At 72.4% G+C, this 25076-nt stretch carries 22 protein-coding genes; 15 read left to right on the top strand and 7 right to left on the bottom strand.

The features are described 5' to 3' along the window. Window positions 1–15: 15 nt before the first annotated feature. The 5 genes from DJ010_RS20935 to DJ010_RS20915 are packed head-to-tail and all read left to right on the top strand — an operon-like array spanning window position 16 to window position 6937. Window positions 16–1128: a hypothetical protein gene (locus tag DJ010_RS20935; RefSeq protein WP_109697402.1), complete on the top strand. Its 1113-nt coding sequence runs from the start codon at window positions 16–18 to the stop codon at window positions 1126–1128. Continuing rightward, window positions 1125–3524: a serine/threonine-protein kinase gene (locus DJ010_RS20930; protein ID WP_109697401.1), complete on the top strand. Its 2400-nt coding sequence runs from the start codon at window positions 1125–1127 to the stop codon at window positions 3522–3524. Before DJ010_RS20935 ends, DJ010_RS20930 begins: the two co-directional genes overlap by 4 nt. Then, window positions 3521–4843, top strand: a complete 1323-nt coding sequence (locus tag DJ010_RS20925) for a PP2C family protein-serine/threonine phosphatase (RefSeq protein ID WP_109697400.1) — start codon at window positions 3521–3523, stop codon at window positions 4841–4843. The genes DJ010_RS20930 and DJ010_RS20925 overlap by 4 nt, the downstream gene beginning before the upstream one ends. Then, entirely contained in the window at window positions 4836–6128 is a 1293-nt protein-coding gene (locus DJ010_RS20920; protein ID WP_109697399.1) for a vWA domain-containing protein, read from the top strand. Before DJ010_RS20925 ends, DJ010_RS20920 begins: the two co-directional genes overlap by 8 nt. A 2-nt stretch (window positions 6129–6130) precedes the next feature. After that, complete coding sequence (locus DJ010_RS20915) at window positions 6131–6937, top strand: FHA domain-containing protein (protein WP_245927768.1); 807 nt, start codon at window positions 6131–6133, stop codon at window positions 6935–6937. 60 nt (window positions 6938–6997) lie between these two features. Here DJ010_RS20915 and DJ010_RS20910 read toward each other — a convergent pair whose 3' ends face one another. Beyond that, window positions 6998–7567 carry an O-methyltransferase gene (locus DJ010_RS20910; RefSeq protein ID WP_109697398.1) on the bottom strand — a complete coding sequence of 190 codons (570 nt, stop codon included), beginning with the start codon at window positions 7565–7567 and terminating at the stop codon, window positions 6998–7000. A gap of 275 nt (window positions 7568–7842) precedes the next feature. Here DJ010_RS20910 and DJ010_RS22190 point away from each other — a divergent pair, with 275 nt between their 5' ends. The 3 genes from DJ010_RS22190 to DJ010_RS20900 all read left to right on the top strand — a co-directional run bounded on the left by DJ010_RS22190 (window position 7843) and on the right by DJ010_RS20900 (window position 10332). Then, window positions 7843–7986 carry a hypothetical protein gene (locus DJ010_RS22190; RefSeq protein ID WP_158283086.1) on the top strand — a complete coding sequence of 48 codons (144 nt, stop codon included), beginning with the start codon at window positions 7843–7845 and terminating at the stop codon, window positions 7984–7986. A gap of 11 nt (window positions 7987–7997) precedes the next feature. Further along, window positions 7998–9113, top strand: coding sequence for a 3-isopropylmalate dehydrogenase (locus DJ010_RS20905; protein WP_109697397.1), 1116 nt, complete (start codon window positions 7998–8000; stop codon window positions 9111–9113). Window positions 9114–9252: 139 nt separating this feature from the next. Then, the gene (locus DJ010_RS20900) at window positions 9253–10332 is read left to right on the top strand and encodes a branched-chain amino acid aminotransferase (protein WP_109697396.1); all 1080 of its coding nucleotides are present in this window, start codon (window positions 9253–9255) and stop codon (window positions 10330–10332) included. Here DJ010_RS20900 and DJ010_RS20895 read toward each other — a convergent pair. After that, the gene (locus tag DJ010_RS20895; RefSeq protein ID WP_109697395.1) at window positions 10329–11120 is read right to left on the bottom strand and encodes an FkbM family methyltransferase; all 792 of its coding nucleotides are present in this window, start codon (window positions 11118–11120) and stop codon (window positions 10329–10331) included. The genes DJ010_RS20900 and DJ010_RS20895 overlap by 4 nt on opposite strands. Before the next feature lie 120 nt (window positions 11121–11240). On the opposite strand from DJ010_RS20895, the gene DJ010_RS20890 reads away from it, so the two are divergent. Together DJ010_RS20890 and cimA are read left to right on the top strand one after the other, a co-directional pair. After that, window positions 11241–12869: a serine/threonine-protein kinase gene (locus DJ010_RS20890; protein WP_146207423.1), complete on the top strand. Its 1629-nt coding sequence runs from the start codon at window positions 11241–11243 to the stop codon at window positions 12867–12869. A gap of 178 nt (window positions 12870–13047) precedes the next feature. Next, on the top strand, window positions 13048–14664 hold the full coding sequence (gene cimA / locus DJ010_RS20885; RefSeq protein WP_109697393.1) for a citramalate synthase: 1617 nt from the start codon (window positions 13048–13050) through the stop codon (window positions 14662–14664). Window positions 14665–14715: 51 nt separating this feature from the next. Here the strand turns inward: cimA and DJ010_RS20880 are convergent, their stop codons facing one another. After that, a complete protein-coding gene (locus DJ010_RS20880; RefSeq protein ID WP_109697392.1) occupies window positions 14716–15309 on the bottom strand; it encodes a TetR/AcrR family transcriptional regulator in 594 nt (197 codons plus the stop codon). A gap of 94 nt (window positions 15310–15403) precedes the next feature. Here DJ010_RS20880 and DJ010_RS20875 point away from each other — a divergent pair, with 94 nt between their 5' ends. The 3 genes from DJ010_RS20875 to DJ010_RS20865 all read left to right on the top strand — a co-directional run bounded on the left by DJ010_RS20875 (window position 15404) and on the right by DJ010_RS20865 (window position 18152). Beyond that, complete coding sequence (locus DJ010_RS20875; protein ID WP_109697391.1) at window positions 15404–15958, top strand: NAD(P)H-dependent oxidoreductase; 555 nt, start codon at window positions 15404–15406, stop codon at window positions 15956–15958. A gap of 18 nt (window positions 15959–15976) precedes the next feature. Beyond that, the gene (locus DJ010_RS20870; RefSeq protein WP_109697390.1) at window positions 15977–17410 is read left to right on the top strand and encodes an amidase; all 1434 of its coding nucleotides are present in this window, start codon (window positions 15977–15979) and stop codon (window positions 17408–17410) included. Between the two features lie 91 nt (window positions 17411–17501). Next, window positions 17502–18152 (top strand): response regulator, encoded by a 651-nt coding sequence (locus DJ010_RS20865; RefSeq protein ID WP_109697389.1) that lies wholly within the window; start codon window positions 17502–17504, stop codon window positions 18150–18152. A gap of 161 nt (window positions 18153–18313) precedes the next feature. Here DJ010_RS20865 and bioD read toward each other — a convergent pair whose 3' ends face one another. Genes bioD through bioB form a run of 4 tightly spaced genes read right to left on the bottom strand, consistent with a single transcriptional unit; the run spans window position 18314 to window position 22527 of the window. Continuing rightward, window positions 18314–19018, bottom strand: coding sequence for a dethiobiotin synthase (gene bioD, locus DJ010_RS20860; protein WP_109697388.1), 705 nt, complete (start codon window positions 19016–19018; stop codon window positions 18314–18316). Beyond that, window positions 19015–20133, bottom strand: coding sequence for an 8-amino-7-oxononanoate synthase (locus tag DJ010_RS20855; protein WP_109697387.1), 1119 nt, complete (start codon window positions 20131–20133; stop codon window positions 19015–19017). Before DJ010_RS20855 ends, bioD begins: the two co-directional genes overlap by 4 nt. Continuing rightward, window positions 20130–21440 carry an adenosylmethionine--8-amino-7-oxononanoate transaminase gene (locus tag DJ010_RS20850; RefSeq protein WP_109697386.1) on the bottom strand — a complete coding sequence of 437 codons (1311 nt, stop codon included), beginning with the start codon at window positions 21438–21440 and terminating at the stop codon, window positions 20130–20132. The genes DJ010_RS20855 and DJ010_RS20850 overlap by 4 nt, the downstream gene beginning before the upstream one ends. Before the next feature lie 7 nt (window positions 21441–21447). Beyond that, window positions 21448–22527, bottom strand: a complete 1080-nt coding sequence (gene bioB, locus DJ010_RS20845) for a biotin synthase BioB (protein ID WP_109697385.1) — start codon at window positions 22525–22527, stop codon at window positions 21448–21450. Between the two features lie 68 nt (window positions 22528–22595). On the opposite strand from bioB, the gene DJ010_RS20840 reads away from it, so the two are divergent. Continuing rightward, window positions 22596–23105 (top strand): TetR family transcriptional regulator, encoded by a 510-nt coding sequence (locus DJ010_RS20840; protein ID WP_109697384.1) that lies wholly within the window; start codon window positions 22596–22598, stop codon window positions 23103–23105. 26 nt (window positions 23106–23131) lie between these two features. After that, window positions 23132–24565 (top strand): glucose-6-phosphate dehydrogenase, encoded by a 1434-nt coding sequence (gene zwf / locus DJ010_RS20835; RefSeq protein WP_109697442.1) that lies wholly within the window; start codon window positions 23132–23134, stop codon window positions 24563–24565. Window positions 24566–25076: the final 511 nt, after the last annotated feature.

The following is a 25076-nucleotide window of genomic DNA, read 5'->3' as shown; positions in this document are numbered from 1 at the left end:
AGTGACGACCAGTCCATGACCGCGACCGCCCCCTCCGCACCCGGCAAGCTCGGCGAGGCCATCGAGCCGGCGCTCATCCAGCGCTACGTCGTCGAGCTGGACGGGTGGCTGCGCACGCGCGACGACGAGCTGAGAGAGCTCGACGCCGCGGCGATCGCTGCCGGGCGGGGGGAGGAGCTGGCGGGGGACATGCAGCTGGTGCTGGCGATGTGGAAGGCGATCCACGACCGCTACCAGCTGGTCTTCGCGACGTGGGACGGCGGCCGGGTGCTCCAGCAGGAGCGGGAGCGGATCTCGACCCTGATCTGGGGTCGGCTCGACGGCGCGTCCGGGATGCCCGGCGGGCTGGCGGTGTCGCTCCCGGAGGCGTGCCGTCTCAACGACGCGCTCACGGGCCAGCTGCGCACCAAGCTCGCGCTGACCTACGACGCCACCGAGCAGGTGGCGCGGATCCGGGACCTGCGCGCGCAGCTGGAGCGGATCCGCGACCAGGTCGGGCTCGAGCCGCCGGCGTCGCAGGAGGCGGCCGCGCGGACCCTGGCCGGGCTGATGCTGCGGCTCGACCAGCTCACCGAGCGGTCGGAGCGCGGGGCCGACGTCGGCGGCATGCTGGGGCCGCTCGAGGTCGAGGCGACGACGTTCGAGCGCGACCTCATCGTCGGCAACGCCCGGCGCCGTGACGCCCGCTCCAAGCTGGAGTCGGCGCGCGAGCTCCGAGCGGACCTCGAGGCGCGCGAGCAGGCGCTGGAGAAGCTCGCGGCGCAGTGCGTGGCGACCGTCGACACCGCGCCGCACTTCGCCGTGCCCGACGTCGACGCCCTCGGCCCGGTCCCCAACACGCCGGACGCCATCGACGAGTACCTCAAGAAGCTCGACCGGGTCTCGCAGGCGCTCGAGTTCGCGCAGCACAAGTACGCCGACGCGCTGGCCCAGCACACCGAGCTGGTCGCCCTGCTCGACGCCTACGTCGCCAAGGCCACCGCGCAAGGCGTGGCCGGCAACCGCGACCTGGTCGAGAGCGAGCGGCAGGCACGCGCCGTGCTCGCCCGCACCCCGGCCCCGATGGCCGTCGCCCAGCAGCTGGTCGCGACCTACCAGACCTGGCTTCAGAAGGAGACCGCGCAGTGACTGCGAACACCTGCACCCAGCCGGGCTGCACCGGCAACATCCTCGACGGCTACTGCGACGTCTGCGGGTCGCCCGGGGCCGCCACCGGCTCGACCGCCGGTGGCGCAGGCTCGACGACCGGCATCCCGACCGCGACCGTCGGTGCGCCGGCCACCGGCCCCGCCCCGGCAGCCGCCGTGCCCAACGGCACGCCGTGCCGCCAGCCGGGCTGCTCGGGCAAGATCCTCGACGGGTACTGCGACATCTGCGGCACCGCCGCCGACGCGCCGGTCGTCGCGCAGGAGGCGGAGCCGGTGTCCCACGGAGGCGCCTCGGTGGCGACCTCGTCGGCCCGGGTGCAGTCGGCCGCCATCGGCTCCAGGCGAGCCGGCTCGACCGGCACCGGCTCCACCCGGCGCACCCGCACCGGCTCCCAGCGGATGCGTGCGGCCCGGCTCGGCGCCGGGCTCACCTCGGTGCCGCCGGCACCGCCGGTCGACGCCGCGAAGGCGATCATGGCCCACGCCGAGGTGCCCGAGGACAAGCGCAGCTGCGCCAAGTGCGGCAACAAGGTCGGTCGCAGCATCGACGGCAAGCCCGGCCGCACCGAGGGGTTCTGCGCCAACTGCGGCCAGGCGTTCTCGTTCACGCCGAAGCTGCAGCAGGGCGACCTGGTCGCCGGCCAGTACGAGGTGGCGGGCGCACTCGCGCACGGCGGCCTCGGCTGGATCTACCTCGCCCGCGACCGCAACGTGTCCAACCGGTGGGTCGTGCTCAAGGGCCTGCTCAACTCCGGCGACCCCGACGCGCTCGCGGCGGCGATCGCCGAGCAGCAGTTCCTGGCCCAGGTCGAGCACCCGGCGATCGTCGAGATCTACAACTTCGTGACCCACGAGGGCGCCGGCTACATCGTCATGGAGTACGTCGGCGGCAAGTCGCTCAAGCAGATCCTCAAGGACCGGATGCGGGCCAACAACGGCGCCTACGACCCGCTGCCCGTCGACCAGGCGCTCGCCTACATCCTCGAGCTGCTGCCCGCGTTCCAGTACCTCCACGACCTCGGGCTCGTCTACTGCGACTTCAAGCCCGACAACATGATCCAGGTCGGCGACGCCATGAAGCTGATCGACCTGGGCGGTGTCCGCCGGGTCGACGACGACGAGTCGGCGATCTACGGCACGGTCGGCTACCAGGCGCCGGAGGTGGCCGAGGTCGGCCCGTCGGTGGCCTCCGACATCTACACGATCGGCCGCACCCTGCTGGTGCTGACGATGGAGTTCCGCGGCTATCAGGGCACCTACCTGCACAGCCTGCCGCCGGTGGACTCGACGCCGCTGTTCCAGCAGTACGACTCGCTCTACCACTTGGTCGCCAAGTCCTGCGCTCCCGACCCGGCCGACCGGTTCGCCTCCGTCGACGAGCTGCGCACCCAGCTGCTCGGCGTGCTGCGCGAGGTGGTCGCGCGCAAGCGTCAGGGCACGGCGCTCACCTCTGCCGCGTCGGTCCTGTTCGAGTCGCCGGCGACAGCCCGTCCGATCACGTCGTGGGACCAGCTGCCCGCGCTGCGCGAGGACACCACCGACCCGCAGCACGGCTGGCTGTCGACCATCGGCACCGACGACCCGCGCCAGCGGCTCAAGGACCTCGACGCGGCTCCCGAGGACAGCGCGGAAGTGTGGCTGGCCCGCTGCAAGGCGGCACTCGAGCTCAAGGAGGCGTCGGCCGCGAAGAGCTACGCCGGCAACCTGCTCTCGGCCGACCCGTGGGAGTGGCGAGCGCTGTGGATGGAGGGTCTCGCGGCCGTCCAGCAGCAGGACTGGGAGGTCGCGAAGGCGACGTTCAACGCCGTCTACCAGCAGGTCCCCGGCGAGCTCGCCCCGAAGCTGGCGCTGGCGTTCGCGTGCGAGAAGGGTGGGCAGCCGGAGGTGGCCGAGAGCCTGTACCAGACCTGCGTCGCCACCGACGCGACGTACGTCGCCCCTGCCGCTTTCGGCATGGCCCGGGTGCGTGCCGAGCGCCGCGACACGGCCGGTGCCGTCGCCGCGCTCGACCTGGTGCCGACCACCAGCCGCGGCTACACCGAGAGCCGCCAGCAGCGGGCCGAGGTGCTCCTCGCGGGCAGCGCGATGGACCTGACCGTCCTCGACCAGGCGCTGCGCACCATCGAGAGCTCGTCGGTCGACGGGCCCACCCGCCAGCGCTACACCGTACGGATCCTCAAGGAGGCACTGCCGGTCGTGACGAAGAACCCGCCGGGCAAGGGCGCCCACATCGGCTCGGTGCCGGCGTCCGAGACCGACATCAGGAACGGGCTGGAGAACGCCTTGCGGCTGCTGGCCCGCGACGCCCACGAGCTCGACGAGCGCGTGGACCTGGTCAACCAGGCGAACGCCGTACGGAACTGGAGCCTCACATGACCGCGACCCCGGACGTCGCCTGCCCCTCCTGCGGTGCGCCGCTGGCAGCCGGAGCACGGTTCTGCGAGTCGTGCGGCGCGCAGACGGGCGCCGCCGCTGCCTCGACCGAGCTGACGCCGCCGACGATGGTGCCCGCCGACGACACGACCGATCCGCTCGGGGACGCGCCGATCAGCGCGCCCACCCGACGGCCGCACGACGCGCTGCCCGACCCGCCGCCCGACCCCGGCCGGCGGCCGTGCGCGGCGTGCGGGGGAGAGGTCGGCCCCGACCTCTACTGCATGTCGTGCGGCACCAAGGCGCCGAGCGAGCGCGACCACTTCCGCGAGGAGCCGGCCGCCTGGGTGGCCGGCGTGTGCGACAAGGGCGTCCGCAAGAACCGCAACGAGGACGCGATGGCGCTGCTCGCCGGCGAGGAGCAGGGCTCGCGGGCCGTGCTGGTGGTCATGGACGGCGTCTCGAGCTCGATCGACTCCGACGTCGCCTCGCTGGCCGGTGCCCGTGCCGCGCGGGAGGTGCTGCGCACCCCGCTCCCGGCGGGGATGGGAACCCCGCAGAGCCGGGACGCGGCCGTCGCCAAGGTGTTCGCCGACGCGGCCGCCGCCGCCAACACCGCGATCATCGCGGTGACCGACCCGGACTCGCCGAACCCGGCGTCGGCGACGTTCACGGTCGCGGTCCTCGAGGGCACACGGATCAGCGCGGCCCAGATCGGCGACTCGCGCGCCTACTGGATCCCCGACGAGGGCGAGGCGGTGCAGCTGACCGTCGACGACTCGGTCGCGCAGCAGCAGATCGCCTCGGGTGTGGCGAAGGAGGAGGCGGAGACGGGCGAGTTCGCGCACGCGATCACCAAGTGGCTGGGTCGCGACTCCCAGGACTTCGTGCCGACGGTGTCCACGCTCGACGTGAGCGGCGCCGGCTGGCTGCTCGTCTGCTCCGACGGGTTGTGGAACTACGCCTCCGAGCCGTCCGCGCTGCAGGCCCAGGTCCGGGCGGTCGGACCGGCCGACCCGGGGACCCTCGCGCTGAGGCTCGTCGACTTCGCCAACGCCTCCGGCGGGCACGACAACATCACGGTCAGCCTGGCGCGCCTGGGGCCGCTGGCGCCCCCGCCGCCTCCTCCGCCCCCGCCGCCGCCGCCGGCGGAGGTCGAGACGGCGACGCCGTCCGCGCCCGCCGTACCGCCGCCACCACCGGCGGGGCAGAATGCCGGTACCCCGGCACCGCCGGCAGCGACCCCCGAAGCACCGGCCGCACCCGCCGCCGACGCAGCAGGAACCGACGCAGCAGGAGAGGAAGCCCCGACCGATGGCTGAGTTCACCACCGCCGTCTTCCAGAACGAGTTCCTGCCCGACGGCGGGACCGACGTCAACGCGATCGTGACGATCTCCTGCACGGGCGCCGGCACGGCCGGCCAGTCCGGCTCGGGCGACGCCGGCGAGATCATCATCGTCGACACGTCGGGCTCGATGGGCCCGGCGACGATGGCGGCGGCCAAGGACGCGGCCCAGGCGGCGCTGGCCGAGATCGTCGACGGCACCTGGTTCGCGGTGATCGCCGGCGCCGACCGGGCGATGCTGGCCTACCCGCCCGTGACCAGCGGGCCGGCCCTGGTCCAGATGAACGCCCAGACCCGCCAGGAGGCGTCCGCGGCGATCGGCCGGTTCGTCGGCAGCGGCGGTACGGCGATCTCGACCTGGCTCGACCTCGCGGGGCAGATCTTCGCGTCGGTGCCGCAGGTGACCCAGCGCCACGCGCTGCTGCTCACCGACGGTGAGAACCGGGAGCGCCCCGGCCGCCTCGACGAGGCGATCAACCGCGCGACCGGCTACTTCCAGTGCGACTGCCGCGGCGCCGGCACCGACTGGCAGGTCGCGGAGATCCGGCGGATCGCGCAGGCCCTGCTCGGCACCGTCGACATCATCCCGAGGCCGGACCAGATGCGCGCGCAGTTCCAGGAGATCATGCGCGCCTCGATGGCCCGCGGCGTGGCCGACGCCAAGCTGCGGATCTGGACGCCGCAGGGTGCGCAGGTCCTCTTCGTGCGCCAGGTCGCGCCGACGCTCGAGGACCTCACCGACCGCGGCACCGCGGTCAACCCGCTGACCCGCGACTACCCGACGGGTGCCTGGGCCGACGAGTCACGCGACTACCACGTCGCGGTGCGGGTCGCCGCCAAGGCGATCGGCCAGGAGCAGCTCGCGGCGCGGGTGCAGCTGGCGCTCGGCGAGAACGCCGTGACCCAGGGACTGATCAAGGCCACCTGGTCCAACAACTCCGAGCTGACCACGCGCATCGACCAGCAGGTGGCCCACTACACCGGGCAGACCGAGCTCGCGGCGATGATCCAGGAGGGCCTGGCTGCCAAGGCCGCCGGCGACGAGGCGACCGCGACGACCAAGCTCGGCCGCGCGGTGCAGCTCGCCGCAGAGACCGGCAACGACGAGGCGACGTCGAAGCTGCGCAAGGTCGTCGACGTCGAGAACGAGGCGGACGGGACGGTGCGGCTCAAGCGCGCGGTCGACAAGGCCGACGAGATGGCGCTGGACACCGCGTCGACGAAGACGACCCGGGTCCGCAAGGACCCGACCGGGAGCTGACCTTGCCTACCTGTCCCTCGGGCCACGACTCGACCGCCGACGACTACTGCGACGTCTGCGGCCTGCCCATCACCGACGCCGGGCCGGCGACGCCGTCGAGCGGCACGCCGTCGCCGCCGCCCTCGGCCCCCGACCAGCCGGCCGACCCGCCGGCCCCCGGCCCGGCCGGCACGACCTGCCCCAACTGCTCGGCGGTCAACCCGGACAACGCCCTGTTCTGCGAGGCGTGCGGCTACGACTTCACCACGGGGCAGCCGCCCCGCGCGCCCTCCTCGCTGGACCTCGGCGCGCCGGCGGGGCCGGACCCTGGCGCAGCCGCGGGCGACGCGCCGGCGGCCGCGGGCCCGCCCGACCTCGACCCGCCGACCGCCGATGCGCAGCCGTCGATCGCACCGCCGCTGAGCAGCTCGTGGGTGGCCGAGGTCTGGATCGATCCGGACTGGTACGCCGACCAGGACTCGAGCGACCCGCTCCCGTCCGCGGGCGTGCCGGTCGTCGTACCCCTGCGGACGACGTCGGTCCTCGTCGGCCGCCAGTCGCGCAGCCGCAACATCCACCCCGACATCGACCTGGCCACCGACAACGGCATCAGCCGGCGGCACTGCCAGCTCACGACCGACGGCACCCGCTGGTGGGTCGAGGACCTCGGCTCGTCCAACGGCACCTACGTCGGCGGTCCGCTCGGCCCGCTGCCCACGACGCCGCTGACCCCGGGGGAGAAGAAGGAGCTCGGCCCCGACGACCGGGTCTACCTCGGTGCGTGGAGCCGGATCATCGTCCGGAAGGCCGCGCCCGGCGAGGTCCACTGACGGCGCACGGCGTCTCGATACGCCCTCGCGCTGCGCGCTCGGGCTACTCGACGACCGGAGCTAGCGGCGGGTGGCCAGCACGACCGAGGAGTCGCTGGCGACCATCACCTCGACGGCGGTGAACCGCTCGTCGGTGAGCCACTGCTCGCGCAGGATGTCGACCCGGCCGTCGACGACGGGGGGCCACTGCTCGCAGGGCCAGAAGCTGTCGAGCACCACGATGCCGCCCGGCTCGACCAGGTCGGCGATGGCGTCGACGCCCACCTCGCTGGGCTGCTCGGAGTCGAGGAAGAGCAGCGAGTAGGGGCCCTTGTCGCGGAGGGTCGACCAGTCCGCGGTGAGCACGTCGACGAGCGGGTCGTCGATGAAGATCTCGGCGGCCGCCCGGGCCAGCGCGGGATCGAGCTCGGCGGTGAGGATGCGGGCCTGGGTGCCGCGGACGCCGGAGCGGAGCCACGCGGTGCCGACGCCGCAGCCGGTGCCGAACTCGGCCATGATCCCGTTGCGGGTCGCAGCCAGCGCAGCCAGCAGCCGGCCGGTCTCGTTGCGGCAGAACGAGACGTACCCCGCGCGACGCGACACGTCGAAAGCGCGGTTGACCACGTGGGGCAGGTCGGGGTTCGCGCTCATGCAAAGAGTCTTTCATCCCAAGACGGGTGTCTCGGCATCCGAACAGCGAGCGATATCCGCGAGACAGGAGGGCCGTGGCGTCGTACGCTCGGACCACCATGCGGCAGTTCTTCGTACTCATCGTGCGCCGCGGCGAGGCCTGAGAGAGGCCACCTCGCCGCGGTGTACTGCGGCGTGCATCCCCCGCCTGCATGGGCTTCTCGATCAAACTGACAGAAGCCCTGTGCCCGGCGAGAGCCGGTGCGCTTTCCCGAGAGGCGAGCACGATGTACGACATGTATCCCGACTGGGGCCCGGCGAAGCACGACCCCGATCACCCGCTGCACCGCAACTACGCCGGCGCGCTCCAGGCGACGCTGGACCGTCCCGCCGGGACTGCCCTGCGAGACGAGGACGACCTCCGTCCCGACGACAACTAACGTCTTCGCCCATGACCTCCACCCCCGACACCGAGTCCGCCGTGCCCGCGACCACGCCCGCAGAAGGGAGCGTCGCGCTGGCCGTCGTCCCCGGCGACGGCATCGGCCCCGAGGTGACGGCCGAGGCACTCAAGGTGCTCGAGGTCGCCGCCCCTGCCGGGGTGAAGTTCGAACAGACCCGCTACGACCTGGGCGCCGAGCGGTACCTCGCCACCCAAGAGGTGCTGCCCGACTCCGTGCTCGCCGAGATCCGGGAGCACGACGCGATCCTTCTCGGAGCGGTGGGCGGCAAGCCCAACGACCCCAACCTGCCCCCGGGCATCCTCGAGCGCGGGCTGCTGCTGCGGCTGCGCTTCGAGCTCGACCACTACGTCAACCTGCGCCCGTCCCGGATCTACCCGGGCGCGGTCTCGCCGCTCTCCGCCGACGTCCTCGGCAAGGGCGAGGTCGACTTCGTGGTGGTGCGCGAGGGCACCGAGGGTCCCTACACCGGCAACGGAGGCGCACTGCGGACGGGAACCCCGGCCGAGGTCGCGACCGAGGTGTCGGTCAACACGGCGTACGGCGTCGAGCGGGTCATCCGCGACGCGTTCGCCCGTGCCCAGCGCCGGCCCCGCAAGAAGCTCACCCTGGTCCACAAGACCAACGTGCTCGTCAACGCGGGGTCGCTGTGGTGGCGGCTGTTCGAGCAGGTGGCTGCGGAGCACCCCGACGTCACGACCGACTACTGCCACATCGACGCGGTGATGATCTTCCTCGCGACCGACCCGCAGCGGTTCGACGTGATCGTCACCGACAACCTGTTCGGCGACATCGTCACCGACCTCGCCGCCGCGATCACCGGCGGCATCGGCCTCGCCGCGTCCGGCAACGTGAACCCGGACCGCACCGCGCCGTCCATGTTCGAGCCCGTCCACGGCTCCGCGCCCGACATCGCCGGCCGGCAGGTCGCCGACCCCACCGCCGCGATCCTCAGCGGCGCCCTCCTGCTCGACCACCTCGGTCACCCCGAGGCGGCCGCCCGGATCGAGGCCGCCGTCATCGACGACCTCGCCGCCCGCACCGCGGGCGAGAAGCGGTCGACGCCCCAGGTGGGCGACGCGATCGCGGCGCGAGTAGCGGGCTGAGTCGACCGGGGAATACCCGGTCGGCCGGGTATTCCGCGGGTTGTCCGCCTCTGCAATGGCTGACAACCAAGGGGAGTGCCTGACAAGTCATGACCCCTGCCCCGTAGAAATGCTAGGAAGTGCGACTAAATTGTCCGGCATGCAGATCACCACCACGCTCACGTCGTCCCCGACCGATGACGCGCGGTTGGCCGAGATCCTCGAGAACCCCGGTTTCGGCACCCACTTCACCGACCACATGTTCACGGTGGAGTGGACCCCCACCGACGGCTGGCACGACGCCCGCATCACGCCGTACGGCCCGCTCACCCTCGACCCCGCCGCAGCGGTCCTGCACTACGCGCAGGAGATCTTCGAGGGCATGAAGGCCTACCGCCACGACGACGGCTCGGTGTGGATGTTCCGTCCCGAGGCCAACGCCGAGCGGATGGTGCGCTCCTGCGATCGGCTGGCACTGCCCGAGCTGCCCGCCGACGACTTCGTGCAGGCCGTGGCGGCGCTGGTCGAGGTCGACCAGCGGTTCGTGCCGAGCAACAGCGGTGCCGGCGAGAAGAGCCTCTACCTGCGCCCGTTCATGTTCGCCTCGGAGAAGTTCCTGGGCGTCCGTCCTGCCGAGCACGTGACCTTCATGGTCATCGCGAGCCCGGCCGGGGCCTACTTCAAGGGCGGCGCGAAGCCGGTCAGCCTGTGGCTGACCGAGGAGTACACCCGCGCCGGCCGCGGCGGCATGGGTGCGGCCAAGACGGGCGGCAACTACGCCAGCTCTCTCGTCGCCCAACGCGAGGCCTACGCCCACGGCTGCGACCAGGTCGTCTTCCTCGACGGCCAGGAGGGCAAGTACGTCGAGGAGCTCGGCGGCATGAACATGTACTTCGTCTTCGACGACGGCTCGATCGTGACGCCCGAGACCGGCACCATCCTCGAGGGCATCACCCGCTCCTCGATCATCGAGCTCGCCGGCAAGATGGGCCACCACGTGACCGAGCGGAAGTTCGCGATCGACGAGTGGCGCGACGGCGTCGCCAGCGGGCGGATCACCGAGGTCTTCGCGTGCGGCACCGCTGCCGTGGTCACGCCGGTCGGAGCGCTCAGGACCAAGGACGGCGACGTCCCCGCGCCTGCCAGCACCGACCTCACCATGCGGATCCGCGAGGCGCTCGTCGACGTGCAGTTCGGGCGCGCCGACGACACCTTCGGCTGGATGAAGCGCGTCGTCTAGGGCCGGTAGACGTCGTCGCGCAACCGGGTGACGAGCGGATCGTTCGCCAGGTCGGCGGCGGCGAAGACGACGTTGTACTGGTGACGTCGCTGGATGTCGCGCAGCACGGGGACGAGGCCGCAGTCGGCGAAGAAGGCGGCGACGTCGGTGTCGAGCCACTGGCCGTCCCAGACCTGCTCCTTCTCGACCTCGATGTAGACGAGCTCGGCGCGCGAGAGCACTTCGCGACCGGAGGACAGCACCTGGCGGGACGAGCCCTCGACGTCGATCCAGGCCACGACGGCGTCGTGGTCCTGCACCCGGATCAAGTCGTCGAGCGGCACCGACGGCACGGCGACGCTCTCGGTGCGCACCGCCCAGCGGTGGTCGGCGAGGCTCGCCATCCGGCTGGTGCGCTGCTTGCGGAACCAACGGTCCCGCTTCGTGTTGTGCAGCCGGCGGGGGATGCGCAGGTCGACGGAGCCGGCGACGTCGGACACCGCGAGGTGGTGGTACTCCACGTCCGCGGCGGCAAGGTCCGCGGCGAACTTCCGGTGGACGTAGGGGTTGGCCTCGAAGGCGACGCAGCGGGCGTCGGGGACCTCAGCCTTGAGCCAGCGGCTGAAGCCGGCCTCGTGGGCGCCGACCTCGAGGCTCACGGTGGGTCGGACCGACACGCAGAGCTCGCGGAACGCGGTCTCGACGCGCTCGCTGACCACCTCGCGGGGCAGCTTCCGGGCCCGTTTGGCCAGGTCACCGGCGAACGCGCGGTAGGCCGCCTCTGCGGCGTCCGTACGTGCAACCGTCATCCGTGCCGTACCTCCCGAGTCGGCCGTCCTTCTCCACCGACGGTACCCATTCGCTGGGCACGGAACGGAATCCGGCCCCGCTTGGGCGTCGTACGGCGGTCCGCTGGGTAGCCTCGTTTCGTGACGACCCAGCCGCAGAGCGAGTCGCCCACGCGCGTGGGCGACTACACGCTGCTGGCGCGCCTCGGGGAAGGCGGGATGGGGATCGTCCACCTCGCCCGGCACACCGACGGGCGCCGGGTCGCGCTGAAGGTGCTGCGACCGCACATCGTCGGCGACGAGGAGGCCCGCGCGCGGCTGGCGCGCGAGGTCACCACGCTCACTCTGGTCCGCAGCCCGTGGATCGCGGAGTTCCTCGACGCCGACCCGTGGGCCGACGTGCCCTACGTCGTGACCCGCTACGTGCCCGGCCTCTCGCTGCACGACCACGTCGTCGAGGAAGGGCCCGTCGCCGACCGCGACCTGCTCTGGCTGGCCGGCTGCCTCGCCGAGGGCATCGCGGCGGTCCACCACGCCGGCGTCCTGCACCGCGACATCAAGCCCTCCAACGTGCTGATGGAGGGCCGGACGCCGATCCTCATCGACTTCGGCCTCGCCCGGGTCGCCGACGACCCGCGGCTCACCCAGACCGGCTGGCTGCTCGGGACGCCGGGCTACCTCGCTCCCGAGATCCTGTACGGCGACGACGCGACCGCCGCCGCGGACGTCTACGCATGGGCGGCGACCGTCGCCTACGGCGCCACCGGCCACCCGCCGTTCGGCCGCGGCCCGTCGATGGCGATCATGGACCGCGCCCGGCGCGGCGAGCACGACCTGCGCGGCATCGAGGGCCCGCTCGGCGACGTCCTCGACGCGGCGCTCGACCCCGATCCCCTCGCGCGGCCCTCGCTCATCGAGCTGCTCGCGTGGCTACGGCCGTTGAGCACGCAGCCGTCCGCGCCGGCGGTGCCGCCCCCGGTCGAGAACGCACCCGACGACTTCACGTTGCCCGTCGCGCAGGCACCGCGGACCGCCGAGACCCAGGTCGAGCCCCGTCCGGCGACCCGGGTGCTGACCCCGCCGCCTGGCCCGCCACCGCCCGCTCCGCCGACGATCGGACCCGCGCCGGTGTCTGCAGCACCGTGGCCGCAGCACGCGCAGGCCGTGGCCCAGTGGGAGCAGGAGTGGGACGCCCGCGCGCTGGTGCAGCCGAAGGTGCCGTTCGCGGAGCGGTTCCGCCGGGGCGCTGCGGTCACCTGCGCAGCACTCGTGCTCGGTGCGGCGACGGCGCTCGCCCCGTGGCTGGCGCTCACCGCGGTCGTCCTCGGCGTGTGGGTGCTCCGCACCGGCTCGCTCGCAGCATCGGCCGGCGCGGACCGTCGTACCACCCGCGGCACGAAGTGGTACGACGCGCCGCAGGTCCTCCTCACCACGCCGTGGCACTCGGTCCGCGCCCTGACCGGCACCCTCGTGCTCACGCTCTGGAGCCTCGGCCTCGCGCTCGCGGCCGGGCTGCTCTGCTACGCCGCGGCCGTCGACGGCGCGACCACCCTGTTCGCGGGCGGCACCACGCTCGGCATCGCGCTGTGGTCGGGTCCCGGCGCCAGCCGGTTCCGCTCGCCGCTGTCCCGTGCTCTCTACCCGCTCACCCGCACCTGGCGGCGCTGGTTGCCGCTCTGCGCCGGGCTCGTGCTCCTCGCTGGCGTCCTCGGCCTGGTCGTCGCGAGCCAGGGCGTCAGCTGGACCCCGGGCTCGGGCCCGCCCTTCTGACGACCCGCGTAGCGAGACCGCGAGACTCACTGCCGGACCTCGTGGCACACTGAGCACGTGCACCGCACCACGATCATCATTAGCTAGCGCGTCGAGACCCTCGACGCGCCAACCTCTCGTTCCCGAGAGGTTTTTCTTTTGCCCGGACGCATCCGCAGCCCCGAACCGAGAGACACCGATGAACCAGCCAGCCGAGACGCTCGACCTGCACGGGACGTTCCACGTCTACGACACCACCCTGCGCGACGGCATGCAGCAAGAGGGTCTCAACCCGACGGTGGCGGACAAGCTGGCCATCGCCCGCCAGCTCGACGGGCTGGGCGTCGGCTACATCGAGGGCGGCTGGCCGGGCGCGAACCCGAAGGACACCGAGTTCTTCCGCCGCGCCGCCCAGGAGCTCGACCTCCGGCACGCGAGGCTGGCGGCCTTCGGCGCGACCCGTCGTGCCGGGATGAAGGCTGCCGACGACCCGCTGATCGCGGCGCTGCGCGACAGCGGCGCGGGCGTCGTGACGCTGGTCGCGAAGTCGCACGCGGGTCACGTCGAGAAGGCGCTGCGCACCACGCTCGAGGAGAACCTCGCGATGGTGCGCGACACCGTCAGCCACCTCCGGGCGGAGGGGCAGCAGGTGTTCCTCGACGCCGAGCACTTCTTCGACGGCTACCGTCTCGACCGGTCCTACGCGCTCGAGGTGCTGCGGACGGCGTACGACGCCGGCGCCGACGTCATCGCGCTCTGCGACACCAACGGCGGCATGCTCCCGGGCTGGGTCGCGGACGTCGTCCACGACGTGGTGCAGACGACCGGCGTGCGGGTCGGCATCCACTGCCACAACGACACCGGCTGCGCGGTCGCCAACACCCTGGCCGCCGTCGACGCCGGCGCCACCCACGTGCAGGGCTGCATCAACGGCTACGGCGAACGCACCGGCAACGCCGACCTCGTCAACGTGGTCGCCAACCTCGAGCTCAAGCTGGACCGGCAGGTGCTCCCGCCCGGGTTGCTGTCGGAGGCGACCCGGATCGCCCACGCGATCGCCGAGGTCACCAACGTGCCGCCCGCGTCGCGCCAGCCGTACGTCGGGGTCTCGGCCTTCGCGCACAAGGCGGGCCTGCACGCCAGCGCGATCAAGGTCGACCCCGACCTCTACCAGCACATGGACCCCGCAGGAGTCGGCAACGACATGCGGCTGCTCGTCTCGGAGATGGCCGGTCGGGCATCGATCGAGCTCAAGGGCAAGGAGCTCGGCTTCGACCTCTCCGAGCACCCCGAGGTCGTCACCCGCGTCACCAGCCGGGTCAAGGAGCTGGAGTCGCAGGGCTACACGTTCGAGGCGGCCGACGCATCCTTCGAGCTGCTGCTGATGGAAGAGGCGGAGGGCAACCGCCCGTCATACTTCGACGTCGAGTCGTGGCGGGTGATCACCGAGACCCTCACCCACGCACAGCCGGGGGAGGAGGCGGTCTCCGAGGCGACCGTCAAGCTCACCGCGGCGGGGGTCCGCTACGTCGTGACCGGCGAGGGCAACGGGCCGGTCAACGCGCTCGACCAGGCGCTGCGCACCGCGATCGTGCAGGCCTACCCGGAGATCGCGAAGTTCGAGCTCATCGATTTCAAGGTCCGCATCCTCGACCAGGGCCACGGCACGGACGCGATCACCCGGGTGCTCATCGAGACCTCCGACGGAGAGTCGTCGTGGGTCACGGTGGGTGTCGGCGCCAACGTGATCGAGGCGTCGTGGGAGGCGCTGGTCGACGGGCTCACCTACGGGCTGCTGAGGCACCACGTCGAATGAGGGTCGATTGAGGGTCGGTCGAGGGTCGAATGAGGGGTGCGCCCGGGCCGGTCAGTCCGGCCTGACGACCCGATGGACCAGGTCGGTCCAGCCGGCGACGATGCGCGTCGTCGAGATCTGGTCACGGTCGGCCTGCTGGCGCAGCACGATCAGCTCGAGCGGTGCGACGAGCGCGGTCGCGAGGTAGGCGAGATCGCCCTCGACCCCGAGCTCGCCGAGCAGGTAGCGCACGTGCATCGTCGTGAACGACAGCGCCTGCAGGCTGCGCTGACCCGGGTAGCCCGCAGCCTCGATCAGCTCCGCGTGCTTGAAGTTGAGCAGCATCCGGGACTCGCCGAAGGCGAGCAGCCGCTCCATCGGCGGGGCGCCCGGCCCGAGCGGGGCCGGCCCGCCCATGACGGCGGCCTGCCACTCGGTCTCGGAGTGGTCGAGGACCGCGGCCATCAGTCCCTCCCGGCTCCCGAACCGGCGGAACACGGTGCCCTTGCCCACCCCGGCCGCCGCCGCGAGCGCGTCCATGGTGACGCCCCGCACCCCGTGCTGCTTGATGAGGGCTTCGGCAGCCTCCATCAGCGCCTCCCGGTTGCGCGCCGCGTCGCGCCGCTCGGGCGGCGGCGACGTGAGCAGGGGGAGTGGCTTCGGCATGGCGTGGTCACTCTAGGAGGCGGTGCCCATCCGACGCCGGAACTTTTTCCCGACACCCGGGAATGAAAACGGACTATGGTCCGTTTCGATCGACATGACTCACACCACCCGCGTCCTGGTCCTCGTCGGCAGCCTCCGCGCCGACTCGCACAACCGCCGGATCGCCGAGGCGATCCGCACGAACGCCCCTGGCGGCGTGACCGTCGAGATCGCCGAGGGCCTCGGCGAGCTGCCGTTCTACAACGAGGACATCGACGGGGGGCAGGCCCCCGCCGCTGCCGTCCGGCTCCGCGAGCAGGTCACCGCTGCCGACCGGATCCTCGTCGTCACCCCCGAGTACAACGGCACCATGCCCGCTGTCCTCAACAACGCCATCGACTGGGTCTCGCGCCCGTACGGCGAGAACGCCCTGCGCGGCAAGCCGCTCGCCGTCGTCGGCACCGCCGGTGGTCAGTACGGCGGCCAGTGGGCCCACGAGGACACCCGCAAGTCCGCCCGCGTGGCGGGTGCCGCGGTCGTCGAGCGGATCGCGCTCTCGCACGCCTACGCGTTCGGCAGCGACCCGCTGGCCGAGGCCGACACCGTGGACCGGTTCGTCGCCGCGGTGACCGACCTGGCGTCGTACGACGCCTCGGGTGCGGCTGCCTGATCCCACTAGGTTGGTCGGGTGGCAGACCTGCACGACCTCACCGCGCTCGAGCAGGGCGCCCTCCTCCGCACGGGCGAGATCAGCGCCGTCGAGCTGACCGACCACTACCTCGACCGCATCGAGCGCGCCGACCGCGAGGTCCCCGACTTCGTGGCCGGCGCGTTCGCGTTCCGTGACGCCGACCTGGCCCGGGCCCGGGCCCGGGAGGTGGCGGCGGTCGGTCCTGTCGGAGAGGGCGCGTCCCCGCTGGCGGGCGTGCCGACGGCGATCAAGGACCTCAACCTGACCGCAGGGGTGCCGACCTCGTTCGGCTCGCCGGTGTTCGCCGACTACGTGCCCGACGTCTCCGACGCCGTCACGCTGGCGCTGGAGGCGGCCGGGCTGGTCAGCCTCGGCAAGACGAGCACGCCGGAGCTCGGCTCGCCCTGCTACACCGAGCCCGAGGGCCGCCCGCCCGCGGTCACGCCGTGGGACACCAGCCGGATGGCCGGCGGCTCGTCCGGGGGTGCGGCCGCAGCGGTGGCCGCCGGCCTGGTGCCGGTCGCCCAGGGCTCCGACGGCGGCGGGTCGATCCGGATCCCGGCGTCGTGCTGCGGCCTGGTGGGGCTCAAGCCGACCCGGGGGCGGATCAGCGGGTTCCCGATGTACGGCGACCCCATCGGCCTGGCCACCTCCGGCTCGATCGCGCGCAGCGTCGGGGACGCCGCGGCGCTGCTCGACGTGCTCGCGGGGCGTCGTGCGAGCGACCCCTTCTGGGCCCCGGAGCCGGGCGGCACCTTCCTCGACGCGACCCGCCGCGAGCCCGGCCGGCTGCGCATCGCCCGGTTCGTGCAGCCGGTGATCGCCGACGTCGAGGTGAGCGTCGAGAGCCGGCAGGCCTATGACGAGACCTCGCGCCTGCTCGCCGACCTCGGTCACAGCGTCGAGGACGTGCCGGTGCCGCTTCCGCCCGAGGCGGTGGCGACCTTCGAGGTCTGCTGGTCGGTGCTGACCGCGCTGTCGGTCACGCCGCTGCCGCCGGAGAGGAGGGACCTGCTGCGACCGCTCACCCGCTGGCTCGGCGAGCGCGGCGAGGCGGTGAGCGGCCCGGAGTTCGGGCTTGCGATCGGCCGGCTCCGGCAGCTCGCGGCGGAGGCGCTGATCCGGCTGGCGCCGTACGACGCCGTCCTCACGCCCACCCTGGCCAGCCCGCCGCTCCCGGTGGGCGCGATCCGCGACGACGCCGACCCGGCCGCCGACTTCGAGGCGCAGAAGCGGTTCACCCCCTGGACCTCGGCCTGGAACGTCACCGGCATGCCGGCCGTCTCACTGCCGCTCCACTGGACGACCGACGGACTGCCGGTCGGCGTGATGCTCGCCGCGCGCCCCGCGGAGGAGGAGCTGCTGCTCTCGCTGGCGGCCCAGGTCGAGGCCGCGGCGCCCTGGAGCGAGCGGCGGCCGCCGATCTGGTGAGGGCGGGTCGCCCGAGGGGTACGCCAGATCTGGTACCGCGTGTCGCACCCAAACCGGACTGCGGAGCAGCGGTTCGTGGAACCATGCGTGCGTGACCGACGACCCGATCCGCGTGGTGGTCGCGGAAGGCGACCCCGCCGCCCGCGCCGGGGTCGTCGCTGCCCTCGAGGGCAACGGGTGCGAGGTCTGCGGTGAGGCCGGCACGACCGAAGAGGTCGTCGCCGTCGCTGTCGAGCAGCGCCCCGACGTCGTGCTGCTCGACGTCGACCTGCCCGGCCACGGGATCTCCGCGGCGCGCGAGCTCGCCCGGCGGCTGCCGACCTCGGCGCTGGTGATGTTCGCCCAGACCGCGGACGACGACGACCTCTTCGACTCGCTCCGCGCCGGCGCCGCGGGCTACCTGCTCAAGGAGACCGACCCGTCGCGGCTCGGCTTCGCGCTGCGCGGCGTGCTCAACGGAGAGGCCGCGATCCCGCGGCAGCTGGTGCGCAGGCTCGCCGAGGAGTTCCGGGCCCCGGCCCTGCCGCGGTTCGTGCAGAGCACGCCGGCGGCCTCGAAGCTCACCGCGCGCGAGTGGCAGGTGATGGAGCTGCTCGGCGCCGGGCTCACCACCGACCAGGTGGCGCGGCGGCTGTTCCTGTCCCGCTCGACGGTGCGGGTGCACGTCTCCGCCGCGTTGAAGAAGCTGCGGGTCACCGACCGGGAGAGCGCCTTCGCGATCCTGCGCGGCGAGGACGCCTGACCCTCGGGCAAGCGCCGCAGGCCTGCTGCGGTGCTCACCACCCCACCGGGCGAGCACCGCACCAGGTCCCGCTGGAAATCGGTCCCCCAACTCCGCCCGCAACGCTAGTGAGGCGGTTTCGGGCGGCGGAAGGCCGTGACGCGGGCCGCCCGTTCAAAGACCTAAGCGCCCGCTGGCTCCGCCGGCGCTCCGAACCAACGGGGCGCGGCCGCCAGGAAGGCCTTGCGGTCGAGGCCGCCTGCCCCTTCCGGCAGCACGGCGAGCACCGGGAGGCCGGTGACCCGTGGCAGGTCCTCGAGGTTGCACTCCTCGGCGAGCCCCGGCTGCTCGGGCCACGACCCCACGACCAGACCGGCCGGCTCCAGCCCGCGGGCCCGGAGGGCACCCACGGTGAGCTCGGTGTGGTTGAGCGTCCCCAGGCCGGCCGCGCACACCACGACCACCTCGACGCGAACATCGTGGGGAACGCTGCCGGCCAGCTGCGCGGCCAGGTCGAGGAGCGTGCCGCCGGACGTGTCGAGCCGGACCAGCAGGCCGCCGGCACCCTCGACGAGGACGGTCTCGTGGTCCGGGACGAGCGAGCGGATCCGCTCGGCGTGCTCGGCGACCCGCGGGATCTCGACCCCCTGCCGGCGGGCGGCGGTGTCGGGCGCGAGCGGTTCGTCGAGGGCCGTGAGCTCGAGGACGGCACGGCCGGTGAGCCGCTCGACCGCGGCGACGTCGCGCTCCGGGTCGGTGGCGACCCCGGTCTGCACGGGCTTCACCACCAGCACGTCGCCGGTGGCGGTCGCCGCCAGCGCCGCGGTCGCGACGGTCTTGCCGACGCCGGTGCTGGTGCCCGTGACGACGACGATGCGTCGGGTCACTGGTGCTCCTTGGTGACCGCGACCAGGACCTCGACCGCCCGGTCCCAGTCGGGCTCGGCGGTGCCGGCGCTCGCGGTGACCCGCAGCCGGGAGACGCCGTCGGGCACCGACGGCGGCCGGAAGCAGCCCACCCGCACGCCCTCGGCCAGGGCGGCCGCCTGTGCGGCGACCGCGGCCTGCGGCGACGGCATCGGGATCGAGAGCACGGCGCCGTCGGGCGCGACCACGCCGAGCGCGTCGGCCAGGGTGCGCACCCGGTCGTGGACCGTGCCCGAGAGCCCGGGCCGTGCGCGCAACACGCGGAGCGCGGCGAGCGCCGCCGCGGTCGGCGCGGGTGCCAGCGCGGTGTCGAAGATGAACGGTCGCGCGCGGTTGACCAGGTGCTCGCGCAGCCTCGCCGGTCCGAGCACGGCGCCGCCCTGGCTGCCCAGCGACTTCGACAGGGTCGCGGTGACGACGACGTTCGGGTGACCGGCCAGCCCCGCGCCGGTCACCAGGCCCGGCCCGTGCACGCCCAGGCCGTGCGCCTCGTCGACCACGAGCAGTGCGTCGTACGACGCGCACAGCTCGGCTAGCTCCGTCAGCGGCGCCGCGTCGCCGAGGACCGAGTAGACCGACTCGGCGAGCACCAGGGTGCGGTCGCCGCTCGATGTCTCGAGCGCCTCCCGGACCGCCTCGACGTCGCTGTGCGGCGTGACGGTGAGCCGCGCCCTCGACAGCCGGGCCGCGTCGACGAGGGAGGCGTGGATGTGGGCGTCGGAGACCACGTGCGCGGTGCGGTCGGCCAGGGCGGTGACGACCGCGAGGTTGGCGGCGTAGCCGGACGACAGCACCAGGGCCGACGGCTGTCCGAGGTAGTCGGCCAGCTCGGCCTCGAGCTCCGCGTGGAGCTCGAGCGTGCCGCTGACCAGGCGGGAGGCACCGGCTCCGCCTCCCCAGGTGAGCGCGGCGTCGGCAGCGGCCTGCCGGACCTCGGGGTGGCGCGAGAGCCCGAGGTAGTCGTTGCCCGCCAGGTCGATGATCGGGTCGACGGCGGGCCGCGGACTGAGGCGCCGGGTCAGCCCGGCCTCCTCGCGGGCCGCGGCCTCCTCGGCCAGCCACTCGCTCCAGGTCATCCCGCCTTCACCGCCTCGGTGATGCCGTGGAGGAGCCGGTCGAGCTCCTCGTCGGCGATGACGTAGGGCGGCATCGTGTAGATCAGGTCCCGGAAGGGACGCAGCCACACTCCGGCCGCCACGGCGGCGTCGGTCGCGGCGACGACGTCGACGGGGTGATCGAGCTGGACCACGCCGACCGCTCCGACGGTGCGGACGTCCTTCACGCCGGGGAGCTCCTGGAGCGGCTCGAGCCCGGTGGCGAGCCGCTCGTTGATCGAGGCCACTCGCGACGGCCAGTCGCTCGCGAGGAGCAGGTCGATCGAGGCCGTGGCGACCGCGCAGGCCATCGGGTTCCCCATGAACGTCGGGCCGTGCATGACGACGCCCGACTCCGACCCCGAGATGCCCCGCGCGACCGCGTCCTTCGTCAGGACGGCGGCGAGCGAGAGGTAGCCACCGGTCAGCGCCTTGCCCAGGCACAGGATGTCGGGGGTCACCAGCTCGCTGACGAACAGGTGGCCGGTGCGCCCGAACCCGGTGGCGATCTCGTCGAAGATCAGCAGGAGCCCGTGCTCGTCAGCGAGGTCGCGCATGACCCGGAGGCACTCGGAGTCGTAGTGCCTCATGCCCCCGGCTCCCTGGAGCAGCGGTTCCACGATGATCGCGGCCAGCTCGTCGCGGCGACGGACGACCTGACGCTCGAGTGCGAGCATCCAGCTCTCGAGGTGGCCGGTGCCGGCGCCCGCCCGGGGCGGGACCTGTGCGAACACCTGCTCGGGCAGGAGGCCGCTCCACATCGTGTGCATCCCGCCGTCCGGATCGGTGACGCTCATCGGGTGGAACGTGTCGCCGTGGTAACCGCCCCTGACGGTCAGCAGCTTCCGGCGCTCCGGACGACCGATCCCACGCTGGTACTGGAGCGCCATCTTGACGGCGACCTCGACCGACACCGAGCCGGAGTCGGCGAGGAACACGCGCTCCAGCCCGGTGGGGGTGACGTCGACGAGCCGGCGTCCGAGCGTGACTGCGGGCTCATGCGTCAGGCCGCCGAACATCACGTGGCTGAAGCGCTCCACCTGGTCGCGCACCGCGGCGTCGAGCACCGGGTGCCGGTAGCCGTGGATGGCGGCCCACCACGACGACATGCCGTCGACGACCCACCGGCCGTCGACCTCGAGCTCGCAACCGCGGGCGCCCGTCACGAGCCGCACCGGGGCCGGCTCGGTCATGGAGGTGTAGGGGTGCCAGAGGTGCTCGCGGTCGAAGGCGAGGGTCTCGAGACGGCCGCGGGCGGCCTCCTCGACCACCGCCTGTGCCTTGCGCACGGTCCGGTTACGCGTTCGCGGGGACCTCGGTGCCGGCGCCGCGGTGCCGGATCGCCGGGTCGTGGGTCTCGACCGGCTCGACCACCGGAGAGCCGACGAGCGCGTCCTCGGCGCCGAGGATCACGAAGCCGTTGTCGCGGATCATCTCGATGTCGGACTTGGCGTCCTGGCCCTCGGAGGTCAGGTAGTCGCCGAGGAAGATCGAGTTGGCCACCTGCAGCGCCATCGCCTGCAGCGAGCGGAGGTGCATCTCGCGGCCGCCGGCGATCCGGACCTCCTTGTCGGGGCAGACGAAGCGCGCCATCGCGAGGATGCGCAGGCAGCGCCCGGGGGTGAGCTCCCAGGTGTTCTCGTACGGCGTGCCGTCGAACGGCATCAGGAAGTTCACCGGGATCGAGTCGGCGTCGAGAGCCTTCAGCGCGAAGAGCGCCTCGACGAGCTGCTCGTCGGTCTCGCCGAGCCCGGCGATCAGCCCGGAGCAGGGGGAGAGACCGGCCGACTTGGCCTTGCCGATGGTCTCGACCCGGTCCTCGTAGGTGTGGGTCTGGACGATGTTGTCGTGGTGGGACTCGGCGGTGTTGATGTTGTGGTTGTAGGCGTCCACGCCGGCCGTCTTGAGGCGCTCGGCCTGGCCGTCCTTGAGCAGGCCGAGGCAGGCGCACACCTCGACGTCGGGGTACTCCGCCTTCAGCGCCTCGGTCATCTCGGTGACCTTGTCGATGTCGCGGTCCGACGGCCCGCGGCCCGACGACACCATGCAGACGCGGGTCGCGCCGCCGGCGAGGCCGGCGCCGGCCTGCTTGAGCGTCTCGTCCTTGGACAGCCACGAGTACTTGAGGATCGGTGCCTGCGACCCGAGCGCCTGGCTGCAGTAGTTGCAGTTCTCGGGGCAGAGGCCCGACTTCAGGTTGACGAGGTAGTTGACCTTCACCGTGTTGCCGAAGTGCGCGCGGCGGAGCCGGCTCGCCGCGGCGACGAGGTCCATCAGCTCGCTGTCGTCGGCCCTGAGCACTGCGAGCGCGTCCTGCTCGGTCGCCTCGCCTCCCTCGAGGACGCGGGTGGCGATCTGGTCGAACGGCGCGCTCATGGGGCTCCTCGGCACGGTAAGTTGAACGGTGTTCAGGTAACGATAAGGGGTCCGCGAGGGGGTGTCACGTGCGCTACCGCCGTTCGGACGTCGTCGAGCGCGCGATCGCCGTGCTCGACGAGACCGGGCTGGAGGACCTCTCGATGCGCCGGATCGCCGCCGACCTCGGGGTGCAGGTGGGCGCGCTCTACCACCACTTCGACAACAAGGCGGCGCTGCTCGCCGCGGTCGCCGAGGAGATCCTCAGGCGGGGCCGCCGGCCCGCGGAGATCGCCGCCTGGGACGCCGAGCTCCAGCTGCTGTGCGTGGAGCTGCGCGACGCCATGCGCCGCCACCGGGACGGCGCCGCGCTCATCTCCCGGGTGCACCGGAGTGACGCCGGTGCGCTGGAGCTGCCGCTGCGCTCCGCGCTCGAACGCGGCGGCGCGGACGCGGAGATCGCGCGGCTGGGCGCCCGCACCCTGGTGCGGTTCGTGCTGTCCCACGAGGACGACAGCGACCGCGACTTCGCGGCCGGGCTGGGCCTTCTGCTGGACGGCCTCCGCCACCGCCGTGGTTCGATGGAGACACAGCACTGAAACTTCCGGGAGGCACAGTGGAGGACATGGCGACGAAACGCGTGACGGTCGTGCTGTTCGGGGCGACGGGAGACCTGTCGCGACGCAAGCTCCTCCCGGGGCTGCTCCACCTCTTCGAGAGCGGGCTGCTGCAGGACATCCAGGTCGTGGGCACCTCGCTCGACGAGCACACCACCGAGTCGTTCGTGGAGCTCGCGCACGAGGCGGTCGCGGAGCACGGTGACGACGCCGACATGAAGGCGTGGTCGGAGTTCTCCGAGCGGCTGCACTGGGCGCCGGGCGCCGAGGGCGCGGCCGGGCTCCGAGCCGCGGTCGAGAAGGCCGAGACGGACTGGGACGGCGACAACGTGCGCCTCCACTACCTCAGTGTCCCTCCGAAGGCCGCCCTCGCGGTGGTCTCGATGCTCGAGGAGGCCGACCTCGCCAAGGGCAGCCGGATCGTGATGGAGAAGCCGTTCGGCGTCGACCTCGCGTCAGCGGTCGACCTCAACTCCAAGCTGCACAGGGTGTTCGACGAGTCGCAGATCTACCGGATCGACCACTTCCTCGGGAAGGAGGCGGCCCAGAACATCCTGGCGTTCCGCTTCGGCAACGGCCTGTTCGAGCCGATCTGGCACCGCAACCACATCGACCACATCCAGATCGACGTGCCCGAGGAGCTCGGTCTGGAGCAGCGCGCCAGCTTCTACGAGGCGACCGGCGCCTACAAGGACATGGTGGTCACGCACCTGTTCCAGGTGCTCGCCTTCATCGCGCTCGAGCCGCCGACGTCGCTCTCGCCGGACGCGATCAACGAGGAGAAGAACAAGGTCTTCCGGTCGATGCTCCCGATCGACCCCGCGTGCGTCGTCCGTGGCCAGTACCAGGGCTACCGCGACATCGAGGGCGTCGCGCCGGAGTCGGAGACCGAGACCTTCATCGCCCTCAAGTGCTTCATCGACAACTGGCGGTGGGCGGGCGTGCCGTTCTACCTGCGCACCGGCAAGCGGATGGCCGAAGGGGCGCGGATCATCTCGATCGCGTTCAAGGAGCCGCCGCGGTCGATGTTCCCGAAGAACTCCGGCGTCGGCGACTACGGCCCCGACCACCTCACCTTCGACCTCGCCGACCGGGCGAAGATGTCTCTGTCCTTCTACGGCAAGCGCCCCGGCCCCGGCATGAAGCTCGACAAGCTGTCGATGCAGTTCGCGATGCAGGACACCACCTGGGCGGGGTCGGTGCTTGAGGCCTACGAGCGGCTGATCTACGACGCCGCCCGCGGCGACCGGACCCTCTTCAGCTCCGCCGAGGGCATCGAACGGCTCTGGGAGATCTCGACCCCGCTCCTCGAGAACCCGCCGATCGTCCGGCCCTACCGGCAGGGCAGCTGGGGACCGAACCAGATCCACCAGCTCGTAGCCCCTTACGCCTGGCGGCTGCCCTTCGAGCGGCGGTGGCGCGACCCCAACACGATGGGCTGACCCCCTCGGTCGTCGAGCAGGCCGCCATTGGTCGTCGAGGAGGAACCGAGCGCCGTCCGGTCGTCGAGTAGGCCGAGCGCTCTGGCGCGAGGTCGTATCGAGACGCGGTGCGATCACTGCGGCCTTGCGGCTGTGGGTGGTGGCGACCGCCGCTATCGGTCGTCGAGTAGGCCGAGCGCTCTGGCGCGAGGTCGTATCGAGACGCCGTGCCTCTGCCCGCGACCTCCGGCTGTGGGTTGTTGCGATCGAAAGTGCTTTGGACGGAGCGAGGAGGGCGGGTGGGCGCCCTTGTTTCCCGGCCGGCGGGCCCCAGATTCCCTCGAGTAGATCGCGTACAACCCTTGCTGTTCGAACACTTGTTCGATAGACTGAGCGCATGACTTCTCCCGGAGCGCTCGAGACGGCGACCGCCGTCCTCGACCACGCCCGGGAACTTGCCGAGGTCCCATGGGACCAGCTCACCGGCTCCGAGGCGGTACAGGCCGCCGCTGCCCTCGCCCAGGTCAAGGCG

Source organism: Nocardioides silvaticus (assembly GCF_003160695.1).
Taxonomy (GTDB): Bacteria; Actinomycetota; Actinomycetes; order Propionibacteriales; family Nocardioidaceae; genus Nocardioides; species Nocardioides silvaticus.
This window is presented reverse-complemented; position numbering and strand designations above follow the sequence as displayed.